Genomic DNA, 640 nt, shown 5'->3' with positions numbered 1-640 from the left:
TTTTGTCGGCTCGTGGGGCTGGTCCTGTGCAGCAATGCGTCGATGGTTTACTTCGCTTCGCATTGGACCCATGTGGCAGTCGTCACGACGCTGGCCTGTTCGCTGCTGCTTCAGGCCGGCTATCTCGACACCGTGCTCTTTCTGATCTGGCGGTCTAGCCGCGCTCGTGGAACTCGCCACATGGGCCAGCATGTCAATGGTTCCAGGGAAGCTCGGTATCAGTCGCCTGACTCTGATCAGCTGCGGAATGAAATTTTCAGCTGTGTCCCGGCTTATGGTCGAATGCCCAGCATGTGCTGCTGCTTTGATGCGCGGATGACAGGATCAGTGCTCAGACCCACACCAATTTTGGTCACCCTCTGATGACTGAGTTGATCGTATAGGGAATCTGTGTTCGGCTAACACGCGACCATACCCCTGGGCTGACCGGTGCGTAGCAGGTTCAGGTACTTTTTTGCTGGAGATAGCATGCTGGAAAAATTCGAACGTTATCCGCTCACCTTTGGACCCACGCCGATCGAGAGGCTCGACCGCCTCGGCAAGCATCTGGGCGACAAGGTGGAAATCTACGTCAAACGCGAGGACTGCAACTCCGGTCTCGCGTTCGGCGGAAACAAGCTGCGCAAGCTCGAATACATTG

The 640-nt window shown here is 56.1% G+C and carries 1 protein-coding gene and 1 pseudogene; both read left to right on the top strand.

The window, feature by feature from the left end; all coding sequences use genetic code 11:
• A partial coding sequence (locus E5X34_RS32635) for an exopolysaccharide production repressor protein (RefSeq protein WP_292573333.1) occupies positions 1–363 on the top strand: 363 nt, incomplete at its 5' end.
• 105 nt (positions 364–468) lie between these two features.
• Positions 469–640: pseudogene (locus tag E5X34_RS32630) on the top strand (aminocyclopropane-1-carboxylate deaminase/D-cysteine desulfhydrase family protein); the annotation flags it as partial.

It is taken from the genome of Mesorhizobium sp. (assembly GCF_004963255.1).
Classification (GTDB): domain Bacteria; phylum Pseudomonadota; class Alphaproteobacteria; order Rhizobiales; family Rhizobiaceae; genus Mesorhizobium.
Note: the sequence above shows the minus strand (reverse complement) of the source record. Positions and strands in the feature narration are given on the sequence as shown.